This is a genomic window from Staphylococcus borealis, assembly GCF_001224225.1.
GTDB lineage: Bacteria > Bacillota > Bacilli > Staphylococcales > Staphylococcaceae > Staphylococcus > Staphylococcus borealis.
This window is the reverse complement of record NZ_CUEE01000002.1, coordinates 96,392-110,934: the sequence shown is the minus strand read 5'-3', so window position 1 is coordinate 110,934 and position 14,543 is coordinate 96,392. Positions and strand designations below refer to the sequence as shown.

At 33.9% G+C, this 14,543-nt stretch carries 14 protein-coding genes; 1 reads left to right on the top strand and 13 read right to left on the bottom strand.

The window, feature by feature from the left end; translation table 11 throughout:
* Nucleotides 1-309 precede the first annotated feature (309 nt).
* Nucleotides 310-1,650, top strand: coding sequence for an Nramp family divalent metal transporter (locus AK212_RS03235; protein ID WP_016930727.1), 1,341 nt, complete (start codon nucleotides 310-312; stop codon nucleotides 1,648-1,650).
* A gap of 222 nt (nucleotides 1,651-1,872) precedes the next feature.
* On the opposite strand, the gene AK212_RS03230 is transcribed toward AK212_RS03235, so the two are convergent.
* The 13 genes from AK212_RS03230 to AK212_RS03170 all read right to left on the bottom strand — a co-directional run bounded on the left by AK212_RS03230 (nucleotide 1,873) and on the right by AK212_RS03170 (nucleotide 14,535).
* Nucleotides 1,873-2,358, bottom strand: a complete 486-nt coding sequence (locus AK212_RS03230; protein ID WP_053029150.1) for a DUF4064 domain-containing protein — start codon at nucleotides 2,356-2,358, stop codon at nucleotides 1,873-1,875.
* 125 nt (nucleotides 2,359-2,483) lie between these two features.
* Nucleotides 2,484-3,692, bottom strand: a complete 1,209-nt coding sequence (gene auxB / locus AK212_RS03225; RefSeq protein ID WP_053029149.1) for a lipoteichoic acid stability factor AuxB — start codon at nucleotides 3,690-3,692, stop codon at nucleotides 2,484-2,486.
* Nucleotides 3,693-3,764: 72 nt separating this feature from the next.
* Nucleotides 3,765-4,838, bottom strand: coding sequence for an ABC transporter substrate-binding protein (locus AK212_RS03220; RefSeq protein ID WP_053029148.1), 1,074 nt, complete (start codon nucleotides 4,836-4,838; stop codon nucleotides 3,765-3,767).
* Nucleotides 4,835-5,647 carry an ABC transporter permease gene (locus AK212_RS03215; RefSeq protein ID WP_016930731.1) on the bottom strand — a complete coding sequence of 271 codons (813 nt, stop codon included), beginning with the start codon at nucleotides 5,645-5,647 and terminating at the stop codon, nucleotides 4,835-4,837. The genes AK212_RS03220 and AK212_RS03215 overlap by 4 nt, the downstream gene beginning before the upstream one ends.
* Before the next feature lie 5 nt (nucleotides 5,648-5,652).
* Entirely contained in the window at nucleotides 5,653-6,456 is an 804-nt protein-coding gene (locus AK212_RS03210; protein ID WP_016930732.1) for an ABC transporter permease, read from the bottom strand.
* Nucleotides 6,449-7,543 carry an ABC transporter ATP-binding protein gene (locus AK212_RS03205; RefSeq protein ID WP_016930733.1) on the bottom strand — a complete coding sequence of 365 codons (1,095 nt, stop codon included), beginning with the start codon at nucleotides 7,541-7,543 and terminating at the stop codon, nucleotides 6,449-6,451. The genes AK212_RS03210 and AK212_RS03205 overlap by 8 nt, the downstream gene beginning before the upstream one ends.
* Nucleotides 7,544-7,558: 15 nt before the next feature.
* Nucleotides 7,559-8,098: a helix-turn-helix domain-containing protein gene (locus tag AK212_RS03200; protein WP_016930734.1), complete on the bottom strand. Its 540-nt coding sequence runs from the start codon at nucleotides 8,096-8,098 to the stop codon at nucleotides 7,559-7,561.
* Nucleotides 8,099-8,271: 173 nt separating this feature from the next.
* On the bottom strand, nucleotides 8,272-8,544 hold the full coding sequence (locus AK212_RS03195) for a UPF0223 family protein (protein WP_016930735.1): 273 nt from the start codon (nucleotides 8,542-8,544) through the stop codon (nucleotides 8,272-8,274).
* 184 nt (nucleotides 8,545-8,728) lie between these two features.
* Complete coding sequence (gene lpdA / locus AK212_RS03190) at nucleotides 8,729-10,135, bottom strand: dihydrolipoyl dehydrogenase (protein WP_016930736.1); 1,407 nt, start codon at nucleotides 10,133-10,135, stop codon at nucleotides 8,729-8,731.
* 3 nt (nucleotides 10,136-10,138) lie between these two features.
* Complete coding sequence (locus tag AK212_RS03185; RefSeq protein WP_053029147.1) at nucleotides 10,139-11,440, bottom strand: dihydrolipoamide acetyltransferase family protein; 1,302 nt, start codon at nucleotides 11,438-11,440, stop codon at nucleotides 10,139-10,141.
* Between the two features lie 206 nt (nucleotides 11,441-11,646).
* On the bottom strand, nucleotides 11,647-12,624 hold the full coding sequence (locus AK212_RS03180; RefSeq protein ID WP_053022629.1) for an alpha-ketoacid dehydrogenase subunit beta: 978 nt from the start codon (nucleotides 12,622-12,624) through the stop codon (nucleotides 11,647-11,649).
* Nucleotides 12,625-12,627: 3 nt separating this feature from the next.
* Nucleotides 12,628-13,740, bottom strand: coding sequence for a pyruvate dehydrogenase (acetyl-transferring) E1 component subunit alpha (gene pdhA / locus AK212_RS03175; RefSeq protein WP_053022628.1), 1,113 nt, complete (start codon nucleotides 13,738-13,740; stop codon nucleotides 12,628-12,630).
* Between the two features lie 171 nt (nucleotides 13,741-13,911).
* Nucleotides 13,912-14,535, bottom strand: a complete 624-nt coding sequence (locus AK212_RS03170) for a YkyA family protein (protein ID WP_053029146.1) — start codon at nucleotides 14,533-14,535, stop codon at nucleotides 13,912-13,914.
* Nucleotides 14,536-14,543: the final 8 nt, after the last annotated feature.

Genomic DNA, 14,543 nt, shown 5'->3' with positions numbered 1-14,543 from the left:
TAACGTTATTTTAATTGTTGTCATTATGATATCAGCGTATGTAATAAGTGAACTAGGTAGTACAGACGCAGTAGCTGACTGAATTGGAAAGGTGCTTACATGTTTCTTTTCTCAACATTCGTCATCCGTACTGGCGGAAACTAAAAAACATTATATGAAGCAATTTAATAATCCAAATAACTTGGGAGTGGGAATACGAATGTGATAAGCGTTCTAACCCACTCCATTAATTTTTTACTTCGATTTATTAGGTTGACCTAAAAATAAAGTTAGATTATTATAAAACATATAGTTTGAAGGAGTTTTATCATGGGTATTAAAGACAACAATGAACAACGTAGTTTAGATGAAATTAATAGCACAATCGAATTTAATGGTACACAACGTACGAGTCAAAAATTTTTAGCATTTCTAGGTCCAGGCTTACTTGTAGCGGTAGGCTATATGGATCCAGGAAATTGGATTACATCAATGCAAGGTGGCGCACAATTTGGTTATACCTTGCTATTTATCATTTTGATTTCAAGTTTGTCAGCAATGTTATTACAAAGTATGACTGTTCGCTTAGGTATCGCAACTGATAAAGATTTAGCACAAATGACACGTCATTATTTAAATAAACCGACTGCAATTATATTTTGGATTATCGCTGAGCTTGCAATCATTGCGACTGATATTGCCGAAGTAATTGGAAGTGCTATCGCTTTAGATTTACTTTTTGATATACCTTTAATCATCGGCGCATTGATTACAGTTTTGGATGTATTTTTGTTACTTTTTATAATGAAGTTCGGTTTTCGTAAGATTGAAGCAATCGTCGGTACATTAATTTTTACTGTACTTATGATTTTTGTATTTGAAGTCTTCATCTCATCACCGAATACAATTGAAATACTTAATGGCTTTATTCCTCATCATCAAATTATTACTGATCATAATATTCTGTATATTGCATTAGGTATTATTGGCGCTACGATTATGCCTCATAATTTATATTTGCATTCATCAATCGTGCAATCACGAAAATATAATCGTCACAGCCTTACTGATAAAGCCCAAGCGATTAAATATGCAACGATTGATTCTAATATACAATTAAGTATCGCATTTATTGTAAACTGTTTATTACTCGTTCTTGGCGCCGCCCTATTTTATGGTGTCAATTCGAATAATTTAGGTGGCTTTTATGATTTATATCACGCATTAAGAACGCAACCTGTCTTAGGTGTTGTGATGGGGAGTATAATGAGCACTTTATTCGCAGTAGCATTGTTAGCTTCTGGTCAAAATTCAACTATCACTGGTACACTTGCAGGTCAAATAGTGATGGAAGGTTTCTTAAAATTATCCATTCCAAATTGGATGAGACGACTAATCACAAGAAGTTTAGCCGTCATCCCTGTTTTAGTATGTCTTATTATTTTTCGGGGTAACGAATCTAAAATGGAACAATTGCTCGTATTTTCTCAAGTCTTCTTAAGTATTGCATTACCCTTCTCATTAATACCGTTACAATTAGCCACTAGTAATAAAACATTAATGGGACCATTTCAAAATAAAAAATGGGTAAATATATGTGCTTGGAGTTTAATCATTATACTAAGCTTCCTTAATATTTATCTGATTATAGAAACATTTAAAGAATTATAAAATTAAACGGCAAAATGAATAAGGGAGTGGGACAGAATTCTTTTTAAATTCGTTGTCCCACCCCCGCAAGGATGACTAGAACTGAGAGAAGCTTGAATTAAGCGCCTTCTCAGTTCAGTCAGCTACTGCGAATTTGCTAAATAGCTTCATTATATTATTTTTGTCCCAGCCTCTATTTAACTAGGCATTATTTCCTATGCACATCTATTTTCACTCTATATTTTAATAAATATAGGGATCATCTTTTTTACGTTCATTATAAGCCCTTTCAGATTGCCAGTCATCCATTGATGGCTTGACTGATTTTGGCTTTTTGTTAGGTTGATTTGGATCTTTTTTAACAAATAGCATTATTGCTACAACAATCCATAGCACGCCTGCAATTAAACTCATATTGAATATACCTACTAACGCTGCAACAATAAGTAGCGAACCAGCTAATATAGGTCGTCCTTTAATGATAGACATTCCAATAATGCCTAAAAGTGTTGAGAAAATAAGTGTTCCCATAGAAAAAGTCATTGCAAAGTTTATCATTTCAGGCGTAACCTTCACATCCTGATTACCAAATTGTTTTAACATTTGCTGGTATTGTTCCGTATTACTATTTTGTCTTACCGTAAAATATGATATTAATGACATAATCAAATACATCATACTTAAACCACAAGCAATCCAGCCAAGAATTAATTCTACCTTTCTATTCACACACTACACCTCCAATATTGAAGTATTTAGTTAAATCATACTAAAATTATAATTTATTTGCGACTAACTTAATAATTTATACAAAGCGGTTAAGCCAAAAATGACTTAACCGCTTTAAGGAGATATTAATCTTTATTATCTTCGTTGTTATTTAATTCTTTATCTGATTCAATATCATCTTTATTCAATATTTGTTTACGCTCTTCATAATTCATACGTCGTTGACTAACTGCACTTGGTTGATTTTTGCGACGCTCTTTCATACGTTGATTATAAGCTTTACGTTTTTCTTTTTTCTTGGCTTTAAGTTCAGCCTTTTCTCTTTTACGTTGTGCTTTTTCTTCTTTTTTATCAATTTTCGGCTCTGAATCAACCACATTTTCAGCAAAATCATTTGAATCTTCATCAATGTTGTTATCGTACTGAGATTGTTTATTCGATTTCTGATTGTATTTAGCCTGTCTAGAAAGTACGCCAGTTGCTTCATTCTCATTAGCATCTGTGTGGTACTCATCAGTGATTGCACGTTTTGGATATTGATTATATTTATCTTCCTCAGTGTCAGTTGCTAAATCTTGCTCAGCATCATTACGATGTGTTGTGTCATCAAAGTTGTTATCTCGATAATTATTATCGATATCATCATTGTAATATGGTTTTTTACGACGTGTACGACGGTCTGATTTTTTAGTTTTATGTGGTGGTTCCACATCGTCTTGTTCATAATCGTCATACTGGTTATGATTATCGTAACCATAGTCGTCATTAATATTTCTATTTGATCCATAATAACGATCATCATAATCATTATATTCATCTCTAGGATAGTAATGCGGTTCATAGCCTTGTGATGGACCGTACATAGGTACTGTTTCAACCTTACTCTTCCGTGCAAACATCATGATTGCAATGATAAAGAAGAAAATAGGAATAATTAATGTCACGAATAATAATACCAATGGCAATGTAATAATTGAGGCAATTAAGAATAAGAATCCAGAAAGTATTCTCATATTCATAGATATTAATGCTAAAAATGAAATAAGCAAACATACTATGAAATAAACAATAATTGCCCATACACCATTTTGTAACCAAATCACAAATTGTGTGGTATTTAAACTATTGTTTGTTAAAATCTGCTGAATTAGTTCATTATTATTCATTGAGTTTTCAAGATTTTGAATTGATGTATCATTACTAAATGACACGAGTGCAATAAACATTGTAATAACCGTCAATATAAGTAAGAAAATCCAACTAAACCAACCTAAAAGTTTTTCAGTCAGACGACTCACAGGCCGTTTGATTTGCGTGTAACGTTCTCCTGACATGTATTACAACTCCTTATATAACTTATCAAATAATTATATCTAATTCATTATAAAATAACTACTATTTATAGTCTATTTTAAAGACATTTTAAAGTTTAAGAAACTTTCGTTATATTCTCCTAATGTTTTAGGACCTAAATCTTTATAAACTTCTAATCGCGCTTGCTCTTTTTGCGTTGGATAGAAACGATGATCATCTCTTACTTCTTTAGGTAATAACTGACGTGCAGCTTTATTTGGTGTAGCGTATCCTACCCACTCTGTGTTCTGTTTGTTATTTTTAGCGTCAAGAAGGAAATTCATAAATTTATAAGCACCTTCTTTGTTTTGCGCTGTCTTAGGAATAACCATGTTATCAAACCATAGATTAGACCCCTCTTTCGGAATCACATAATTATATTTGTCACTATTTTGCACTAGTGGGGCTGCAACACCACTCCAAACGACTGCGATATTCCCTTCGTTTTGTTCAAGCATCATTGTAACCTCATCCCCAACAACACCACGAACTTGAGGTGCCAAATGATGTAAGTCCTTCTCCGCTTCTTTTAAATGATTGGGATTAGTATCATTTAAACTATAGCCTAATTTATTTAAAGCTAATCCCATAATTTCACGTGCACCATCCACTAATAGAACATCATTTTTATATTTGGGTTGGTATAAAGTACGCCAACTACTAAAGTCTTCATTTGGATAGGCTTGTTTATTATATAAAATACCCACTGTTCCAAAGAAATATGGTAGTGAATATTTATTATTTCTATCGTATGGCATATTCATATAATTAGGATCTAAATTTTTAATATTGGGAACCTTACTATGGTCAAGTGGTTCTAGTAAATTTTCACGTTTCAATTTTTGAACCGTATATTCACTTGGAAAAGCCACATCATAATGCGTTCCACCATTTCGAATTTTAGCTTCCATCGCTTCGTTCGAATCAAACGTTTCATATACAACTTGAATGCCCGTTTCTTTCTCAAATTGTTTAATTAAATCTGGGTCAATATATTCGCCCCAATTATATACATAAATCTTTTCACCAGTACTCGTATTATCCTGCGATTTAAACCAGTGACTAATACCTAAGCAAATTAAACCGACAACAATGGCACCCAATATAAGTTGTAAAAATTGCTTCACTGTTGTACACCTCGCTTAGCTAAATGTCGTTTTTTCACTGAACGTTGTATTGCATAATAACCAACAATTCCTAATACAATAGCAGCGAATAAAATCGTTGAAATGGCATTAATTTCCATACTAATTCCTTTACGTGCCATAGCATAGACTTCGACAGACAGTACACTAAATCCGTTACCCGTCACGAAGAAACTTACTGTAAAATCATCTAATGAATACGTTAAAGCCATAAAAAAACCACCAATAATGGAAGGCATTAAGTTTGGAATCAATACACGTCCAAGTATTTGTGATTCTGATGCGCCTAAATCGCGTGCAGCATTCAATATATTGTTATTCATTTCATAAAGCTGTGGTAACACTACGATAACAACAATTGGAATACAGAATGCAATATGAGATGCAAGTACTGTTCCAAAGCCTAAACCTAAGCCAGTTATATGTCCAACTGCTGTAAACATAATTAAAAATGAAGCGCCTATCACTACATCTGAGGAAACCATTAGTACATTATTAAGTGTTAACAAAGTTACTTTGAATTTTTTATTTCTTAAGTAATATAACGAAATAGCACCAAATGTTCCTATAATAGTAGAAATCGCTGCCGCTAATAGTGCAACTGCTATTGTATTAAAAATAACAGACATTAAACGGTCATTTTGAAACAGACTTTGATAATGCTCTAAAGTGAAATGTTCAAAATGAATCATATTTCCCGCTGAATTAAATGAATAAAACATAAGGAAAAATATCGGAACATATAATATAACTAATAGAATGCCAATATATAATTTTCCATACCACTTCATTTAATTCACCTTCTTTCGTCCGTTGATTTTGATTTAGTAATAATTAAAATAAACGCCATAAATACAATTAAGAAAATAGCAATTGTAGAACCCATACCATAATTTTGAATCACTAGAAATTGTTCTTCAATTGATGTACCAATATTAATTACTTTATTACCCGCAATCAATCGTGTAATCATGAATAATGATAATGCTGGGATAAAGGTTACTTGAATGCCTGTCATGACACCTTCTTTAGTCAAAGGTACGATTACTTTTCTAAAAGTTGTAAAAGGACTAGCTCCCAAATCACTTGAAGCTTGTAACAAATTATTAGGAATTGCTTTCATACTATTAAATATCGGTAGAATCATAAATGGTATATAAATATAACTTGCTACTAATAAAAATGCGCCTGGCGTAAATAAAAGATTAGCTGCCGGTAAATGAATAAAATTAAGAAATTTATTAATCAAACCTTCATGACTTAATATGCCAATAAACGCATATGTTTTTAGTAAAAGATTTATCCACGTAGGAATAATTAAAATGAGCAACCACATATTTTGATTTTTTGATGCACGAATAAAGTAAGCAGCCGGATAACTAATTAACAAAGTAATTATTGTAATAAGCGCTGCATAAAAAATTGAATCCCACATCATCTTTAAATATTTCAATGATAATATTTGTTCATAATTGGTAAAACTAAAATGACCATTTAGATCGGTAAATGAGAAATATACGAGTAAAATAACTGGTATGATAATGAATAATAGCATCCATAATAAATATGGAATGATGAGCACTTTATTAATATTACGCATTGTCTAACGCCTCGTAACTTTCAATACGTTTATCAAACTCTTCTTCTGTTTCACCAGGAACCATGATATGAATTGCTTCCGGGTCAAAATAAAGTCCAACTTCGCTGCCGACTTCAGCTTTTTTAGTTGTTTGTATTACCCACTCATACCCTTTTCGATCAATACAGCAAATTTCATAATGTACGCCTCTGAATAACATTGAGTCTACAGTGGCTTTGAATAGCCCTTTGTCCGATGCTATTAATGAAATATCCTCAGGTCTGATGACAACTTCTACTTTCTTCCCAGAGGGTATCCCCGCGTCTACACATTCAAAATCTTGACCATAGATATTCACTACAAAATCCTCTACCATTTTGCCTTCAACGATATTAGATTCACCTATAAAATCAGCAACAAAACGGTTGACCGGCTCATCATAAATATCTGTTGGTGTACCAAATTGTTGGATTTTACCATCTTTCATAACAAAGATATAATCACTTAAAGCCAACGCCTCTTCTTGATCGTGCGTTACAAATATGAATGTTATTCCTAGGCGTTTTTGTAGTTCACGTAATTCATATTGCATCTCTGTTCTTAATTTTAAATCTAAAGCGGATAATGATTCATCCAACAATAATATTTCAGGTTCGTTGACAATGGCTCTTGCAATTGCCACACGCTGTTTCTGACCGCCACTCATTTCATTGATGTTACGTTGTTCATATCCTGATAACTTCACAAGTCTTAATGCATCTTTTACTTTTTTATCGATATCTTTTTTAGAATGTTTTTTTAACTTTAATCCAAAAGCTATATTATCGTAAACATTTAAATGTGGAAATAAAGCATAATCTTGGAAAACGGTATTTACCTTTCTCTTATTCGCAGGCAAATCACCTATTGATTTATTTAAATAGATAATATCTCCATCATCTGGTTGTTCAAATCCAGCTATGAGCTTCAATATCGTTGTTTTCCCGCAACCTGAAGGACCTAGTAATGTGTAGAAATGACCTGATTCTATCTCTAAATCCATTTTGTTCAATATTGTTACATCGTCAAAACCTTTTGTCACACCTTTAAATGATAACAATGGCTCCATTACTATTCTCCTCCCTTATAAATATGATGCTGTCGCAACAATCAAAATTTCTATTTCTTCTGATGTTTCATTATGTAATTGATGAATTTCATCAGCCCTAAAGTATAAAACATCCTCTTCATTAGCCTGGTATCGTGACTTTCCTAAAGTCAGCGTTACACATCCTTTTAAACAATATATAAATGTGTCTGATTCAGATGGATCGAAATGTTTATAGGATGCACCTGGTTTCAATGATAATATGAGCGGTTCCATTTCAAATTCATTTGATTTCATTACCAACCAATTAAGAACATATCCTCTATCATATTCATCATAAACTGTGCGCTCATCTCTCGTATAAAGCACTTTTTCTTTTGATTTTTCTTTAAAAAAATCACTTGGAGATGTACCTAACACCTCTAGAATATTTAAAAAGGTTTCCATGCTAGGAGAAGCATGCTGACTTTCAATTTGAGAGATGTATCCTTTGGACAAATCTGTACGTTCTGCTAACTCTTCTTGTGTTAAATTCTTTATACGTCTTAAATTACGTAATTTATTGCCAATTTGCATTGTTAATCACCTTAAAAAAAAGCTATACCTTGTTTACTAATATTAAACATTTTGTTTAATGCTTAATAAAAGTATCAAAATATAGCTTTGACTTCAATAGTTTTTTGAAATTAAATATAAATTAATCTAATAGACTTTATAAGTTTTGATAGTTCACTTAGAACAACGCTAAGTTAATTAGCGCTAAACGACGTTTGATCAGGATTATTTTTCACTTCTTGTATGACTTTGTAGCTGTTATAACTACTCTTTTCTTCAAATTCTTTAAATAATTGCTTTTCCTCTGCTTTACCAGGAACGATTTCTTTAAAACGTTTATAATGCTGCATTAAGTCTTGACCATTGACCGATTTTTCATAATAGCTTTCAATTTTATTGAAAAAGGCAATCACATCGACCATTTCTTCGTTAGTCCAATCTAAATCTAGCGGATATTGATACTCCATCTAAACCCTCCCTTTTATTATTTTAGCCGTTATTAATCTTATACCCATTACAGCTAGATAATATTAAAAAAGGGGTGAAACCAAGTTCAAATATGAACTTGAGTTGCACCCCTGTTGACTGTTAAATAACTATAAAACAGTTATTCAATTTATGAAATTAGTCTATTCGACTAATCATTAATTATTACATAGTGTGGATTGGTAATCCAATTGCTTTTTCAGCAGCTTCCATAGACATTTCACCTAATGTTGGGTGAGCGTGTACAGTTAATGCGATATCTTCAGCATTCATACCAGCTTCAATAGCTAAACCTAATTCAGAGATAATGTCTGAAGCGCCGTTACCAGCAATTTGTGCACCGATAACAGTACCGTCTTCTTTTAATGTGATAAGTTTAACGAAACCAGTAGTATCATCTAATGATAATGCACGGCCATTACCAGCATAAGGGAATTTAGAAGCTTTATAGTCTAAACCTTCTTCTTTAGCTTGTGCTTCAGTGTAACCAACTTGAGCTAATTCTGGCTCAGTGAAACATACAGCTGGCATACCGATGTAGTCTACTTCTGATGCTTGGCCAGAAATAGCTTCAGCAGCTACTTTAGCTTCATAACTTGCTTTATGAGCAAGTGGTAAACCAGGAACGATATCACCAATTGCATAAATATTGTCGATAGAAGTACGGCTTTGTTTGTCTACTTCTAATAATCCACGATCAGCGAATTTAAGGCCTAATTCTTCTAAACCTAATTCGTCTGTGTTTGGACGACGACCAACAGTTACTAATACATAATCAGCTTCGATAGTTTTTTCTTCACCTTTAGCTTCATAAGTAACTTTAACGCCATTTTCAGTTTCTTCAGCATTTTTAGCCATTGCTTCAGTAATGATTTCAACGCCTTTAGCTTTCATGCCTTTTTTAACTGGTTGAACCATTTGTTTTTCGAATCCGCCAAGAATTTCTTTAGCGCCTTCTAAAATAGTAACGTCTGAACCGAAGTTAGCAAATGCAGTACCAAGTTCTGAACCAATGTAACCACCGCCGACAACGACTAATTTACCTGGAACTTCTTGTAAGTTTAAAGCACCTGTTGAATCGATAACACGTTTACCGAATTCAAAGTTAGGAATTTCGATTGGTCTAGAACCTGTTGCGATAATAGCGTGTTTGAAGTTATAAGTTTGAGCACTTTTTTCGTCCATAACACGTAAGCTATTATTATCAACGAAATATGCTTCACCTTTAACGATTTCAACTTTATTACCTTTTAATAAGCCTTCAACACCACCAGTTAATTTGTTAACAACTGATTTTTTGAATTCTTGAACTTTGTCAAATTTAAGTGATACGCTTTCAGCGATAACACCTAAGTTTTCAGAGTGTTGTGCTTCTACAAAGCGGTGTGAAGCGTGTAATAATGCTTTAGAAGGAATACAACCAACGTTTAAGCATACACCACCTAAGTTACCTTTCTCAACGATAGTAACTTTTTGTCCTAATTGTGCTGCACGAATTGCTGCAACGTATCCACCAGGACCTGCTCCGATTACAATAGTATCTGTTTCAATTGGGAAATCTCCAACTACCATGTTTTACCCCTCCATTAATAATAATTCTGGATTATTTAATAAGCGTTTAATGTGATTCATAGCGTTTTGTCCAGTTGCACCATCAATTTGTCTGTGGTCAAAGCTTAATGATAAAGTTAATACTGGAGCTGCTACGATTTCACCGTCTTTAACGATAGGTTTTTGAGCAATACGGCCAATACCTAAGATAGCTACTTCTGGGTGGTTGATAACTGGAGTGAACCATTGTCCACCAGCTGAACCGATATTACTGATTGTGCATGTAGCACCTTTCATTTCGTCAGATGTTAATTTACCATCACGCGCTTTAACAGCTAATTCGTTGATTTCATCTGAAATTTGGAAGATTGATTTACGGTCTGCATTTTTAACTACAGGTACTAATAAACCTCTTTCAGTGTCAGCAGCAATACCAATGTTCCAATAGTGTTTGTGTACGATTTCGCCAGCTTCTTCGTTGAATGAAGTGTTAAGTGCTGGGTATTTTTTAAGTGCAGAAACTAATGCTTTAACAACATATGGTAAGAAAGTTAATTTAATACCTTGTTCAGCTGCAACTTCTTTGAATTTTTTACGGTGATCCCATAAATCTTGAACATCAATTTCATCCATTAATGTTACGTGAGGAGCAGTGTGTTTAGAGTTAACCATTGCTTTCGCAATTGCTCTACGCATTGCTGGGATTTTTTCTGTAGTTTCAGGGAAGTCACCTTCAGGTACAGATTGTGTTTGAACTGCAGAAGTATCTTCTGATGTTGAAGCAGCTGCACTTTCGTTTGAAGCTGTTGCTGCTTGCGCACCGCCACCATTTAAGTGGTTGTCGATATCTTCTTTAGTAATACGACCATTTTTACCTGAACCAGCTACTGCTTTGATGTTAACGCCTTTTTCACGAGCATATTTACGAACAGATGGCATAGCTTTGATTTGTCTATTTTCATCTACTTCTTCATCTTGTGAAGCTGATGCTGCTGGTGCTTCTTCTGTTTTAGCTTCTTCTTGAGCTGGTGCTTCTTCTGTTGAAGCATCGTCATCATGACCACCTTTAAATTGCATATCTTCTGCATCAGGTGCGTCGATTTTAACAATAACATCACCTACTACTGCTACAGTACCTTCGTCAACTACAACTTCTTCAACAGTACCGCTAACAGGAGATGGGATTTCAACTACAGATTTGTCATTTTGAACCTCTGCTAATACATCATCTTCTTCAATTGTATCTCCGGCTTTAACAAACCATTTTACAATTTCACCTTCGTGGATACCTTCACCAATGTCGGGTAATCTAAATTCAAATGCCACGTTCTTGTCCTCCTAGATTTCTTATTCATCATTTAATAAATTTATAACATAGAGCAAGGACAGAATAATTTGAACCAATACATCAAATTACTTTGCCCTACGTCTCTAGTTTACACTTACTTATTCACACATAGAGTAAAAAGTAAACATGTTACTTACTTACTTCCTATAAGTCTGATTGCTAGCTAATTGTTAAGCTAAAAGTATTAGAATTCTAATGTAGCTTTAGCTTGTTCAACGATGTCGTTTTTGTTTGGTAACCAAACATTTTCGGCTTGAGTAAATGGATATACTGTATCAGCAGCAGCTACACGAGCGATTGGTGCTTCTAATGAAAGGATAGCACGTTCAGCTAATTCAGCAGCTACTGTAGCACCAACACCAGCTTGACGTTGTGCTTCTTGAACTACTACAGCACGACCAGTTTTTTCAACTGAAGCAACTAAAGTATCGATGTCGATAGGTTGTACAGTACGTAAGTCAATAACTTCTACTGAGTAACCTTCTTTTTCTAATTCTTCAGCAGCTTTTTCAGATTCTTGAACCATTGCACCGTAAGCGATTAATGTGATGTCGTTACCTTCTTTTCTCACATTAGCTTTACCGATATCAATTGTATATTCTTCTTCCGGAACTTCTTCACGGAATGAACGGTATAATTTCATGTGCTCTAAATATACAACTGGATCATTTGATCTGATTGATGATAGTAATAAACCTTTAGCATCATATGGGCCTGAAGGAATAACTACTTTAATACCTGGTGATTGAGCTAAAATACCTTCTAAGTTATCAGCGTGTAATTCAGGTGTATGAACACCACCACCGAATGGTGCACGGATTGTAACAGGTGCTACTTTAGAACCACCTGAACGGAAACGTGTACGAGCAATTTGACCAGCAACTTCGTCAAATACTTCAAATACGAAACCAAGGAATTGGATTTCCATTACTGGACGGAAACCTTCTACAGTTAAACCAAGAGCTAAACCACCGATACCAGATTCAGCTAATGGCGTATCGAATACACGATCTTCACCGAATTCTTTTTGTAAACCTTCAGTTACACGGAATACACCACCGTTAACACCAACGTCTTCACCGAAAACTACTACATTTTCGTCATTTTGCAATTCAGTTTTAAGCGCATTGTTAATCGCTTGAACCATTGTCATTTGTGCCATGGCTTATTTCGACTCCTTCTCTTTGTAAATTTCATATTGTTCAGCTAAGTTTTGAGGCATATCTTCGTACATGATATCCATTAAGTCAATAACTGTTTGTTTTGGAGTATTGTCAGCCTCTTTGATAGCTTTCTTGATGTCGTCTTTAGCACGTTCAATAACTTCATTTTCTTTATCTTCGTTCCATAATCCTTTGTTTTCTAAGAATTTTCTGAAACGAACTAATGGGTCTTTTTTCTTCCAATCTTCATCTTCATCTGAAGTTCTGTAACGAGTTGGGTCATCTCCAGCCATTGTATGAGGACCATAACGATAAGTCATAGTTTCAATTAATGTTGGACCTTCACCATTAATAGCACGATCACGAGCTTCTTTAGTAGCTTGGTATACAGCTAATGCATCCATACCATCAACTTGGATACCAGGGATACCTACTGCAATAGCTTTTTGAGCTAATGAAGTTGCTGCTGTTTGTTTACTACGTGGAGTAGAAATAGCATAGTTGTTATTTTGGATAACAAAAATTGCTGGTGCTTTGTAAGCTGAAGCAAAGTTGATACCTTCATAGAAGTCACCTTGTGATGAACCACCGTCACCAGTGTAAGTGATCGCTACTGCTTTTTTACCACGTTTTTTAATACCGAATGCTACACCAGCAGTTTGAATGTATTGTGCACCGATAATGATTTGTGGACTGAATGCATTAACACCTTCAGGGAATTGATTTCCTTTGAAGTGTCCTCTTGAGAATAAGAAAGCTTCAGTTAATGGTAAACCATGCCAAATGATTTGTGGCACGTCACGGTAACCTGGTAAGATGAAGTCTTCTTTTTCTAAAGCGTATTGTGAAGCTAATTGTGAAGCTTCTTGTCCAGCTGTTGGCGCATAGAAACCTAAACGACCTTGTCTATTTAATGAAATAGAACGTTGGTCAAGAATACGTGTCCACACCATTCTTTCCATTAATTCTACTAGTTGTTCATCAGTTAAATCAGGTACTAAGTCTTCATTTACGACATTACCATCAACATCCAAAATTTGAACCATTTCAAATTTCGACTGAGTATCATTTAATACTTTTACTGCATCGAATTGGGCTTGTAACTTAGGAGCCATTCAATTCACCATACCTTTCCCATATAATAGAAATTCATTTTATCCTCTCATAGTGTACCACAATTTATTTGTACTGTTAAATATTTTAATAAAGTTCTGTATTACTAAAAAAGATACAGTTTTTCCAACTGTATCATTATCGATATTCAATCTGTATCAATACCCAAAGTACTACAGATTATCAACATCTTGTTTTTCTTTATTTACTGTGTTCATAGCTTTTGAATATTCTTTAAATTTGTCTTGGAAATTCTTCTGTGCTTTATTTAATGCATCATTCTTTTCATCTACTTGAGATTGCGTTATACCATCCTGTTTGATAAGTTCGAATAAATCTTTTTCTTTATCTAAAACATTCTTATAGGCATCCGCATATTTGTCATGAACTTTATATTTGTTTTTAACTGCATCATCTAATTCTTTAAGTTCTTTTTTCTTGTCATCACTTTTAATTTCTTTGATGTGTGACTCGCCTTTATTAAATTGTTTCTTAGAATCGTCTAATGCTGCTATTTCTTTATCAAATGTATCTTCTCTTTGTTTGATATTATCAAGAATATCATCAGCTGCTTTCTTACGTGTTTCCTCGTTATCACTATTCGTTTTTTTATATAAATCTTGTTTCTTTTCTTCAAGAGAATTTAATTTCTTGCTAATACTATTAATAGGTTGTTCTTTATCAAACGCCTTTTGAACATTTTCATTGTATGCTTTCACTTCTTTTTTATCTGTTGTACAACCTGCTAATAAAACTGTCGACGCTGCTACTACTGCAACTGTTTTACGTAGTTTCATTGAGTGTA

What these genes read in the sequence shown, in the direction of transcription:
- auxB (WP_053029149.1), bottom strand. Translation starts at nt 3,692, where the DNA reads ATGTCAGGAGAACGTTACACGCAAATCAAACGGCCTGTGAGTCGTCTG.
- lpdA (WP_016930736.1), bottom strand. Translation starts at nt 10,135, where the DNA reads ATGGTAGTTGGAGATTTCCCAATTGAAACAGATACTATTGTAATCGGA.
- AK212_RS03170 (WP_053029146.1), bottom strand. Translation starts at nt 14,535, where the DNA reads ATGAAACTACGTAAAACAGTTGCAGTAGTAGCAGCGTCGACAGTTTTA.
- AK212_RS03200 (WP_016930734.1), bottom strand. Translation starts at nt 8,098, where the DNA reads ATGCAAATTGGCAATAAATTACGTAATTTAAGACGTATAAAGAATTTA.
- AK212_RS03210 (WP_016930732.1), bottom strand. Translation starts at nt 6,456, where the DNA reads ATGCGTAATATTAATAAAGTGCTCATCATTCCATATTTATTATGGATG.
- AK212_RS03235 (WP_016930727.1), top strand. Translation starts at nt 310, where the DNA reads ATGGGTATTAAAGACAACAATGAACAACGTAGTTTAGATGAAATTAAT.
- AK212_RS03205 (WP_016930733.1), bottom strand. Translation starts at nt 7,543, where the DNA reads ATGGAGCCATTGTTATCATTTAAAGGTGTGACAAAAGGTTTTGACGAT.
- AK212_RS03180 (WP_053022629.1), bottom strand. Translation starts at nt 12,624, where the DNA reads ATGGCACAAATGACAATGGTTCAAGCGATTAACAATGCGCTTAAAACT.
- AK212_RS03215 (WP_016930731.1), bottom strand. Translation starts at nt 5,647, where the DNA reads ATGAAGTGGTATGGAAAATTATATATTGGCATTCTATTAGTTATATTA.
- pdhA (WP_053022628.1), bottom strand. Translation starts at nt 13,740, where the DNA reads ATGGCTCCTAAGTTACAAGCCCAATTCGATGCAGTAAAAGTATTAAAT.
- AK212_RS03195 (WP_016930735.1), bottom strand. Translation starts at nt 8,544, where the DNA reads ATGGAGTATCAATATCCGCTAGATTTAGATTGGACTAACGAAGAAATG.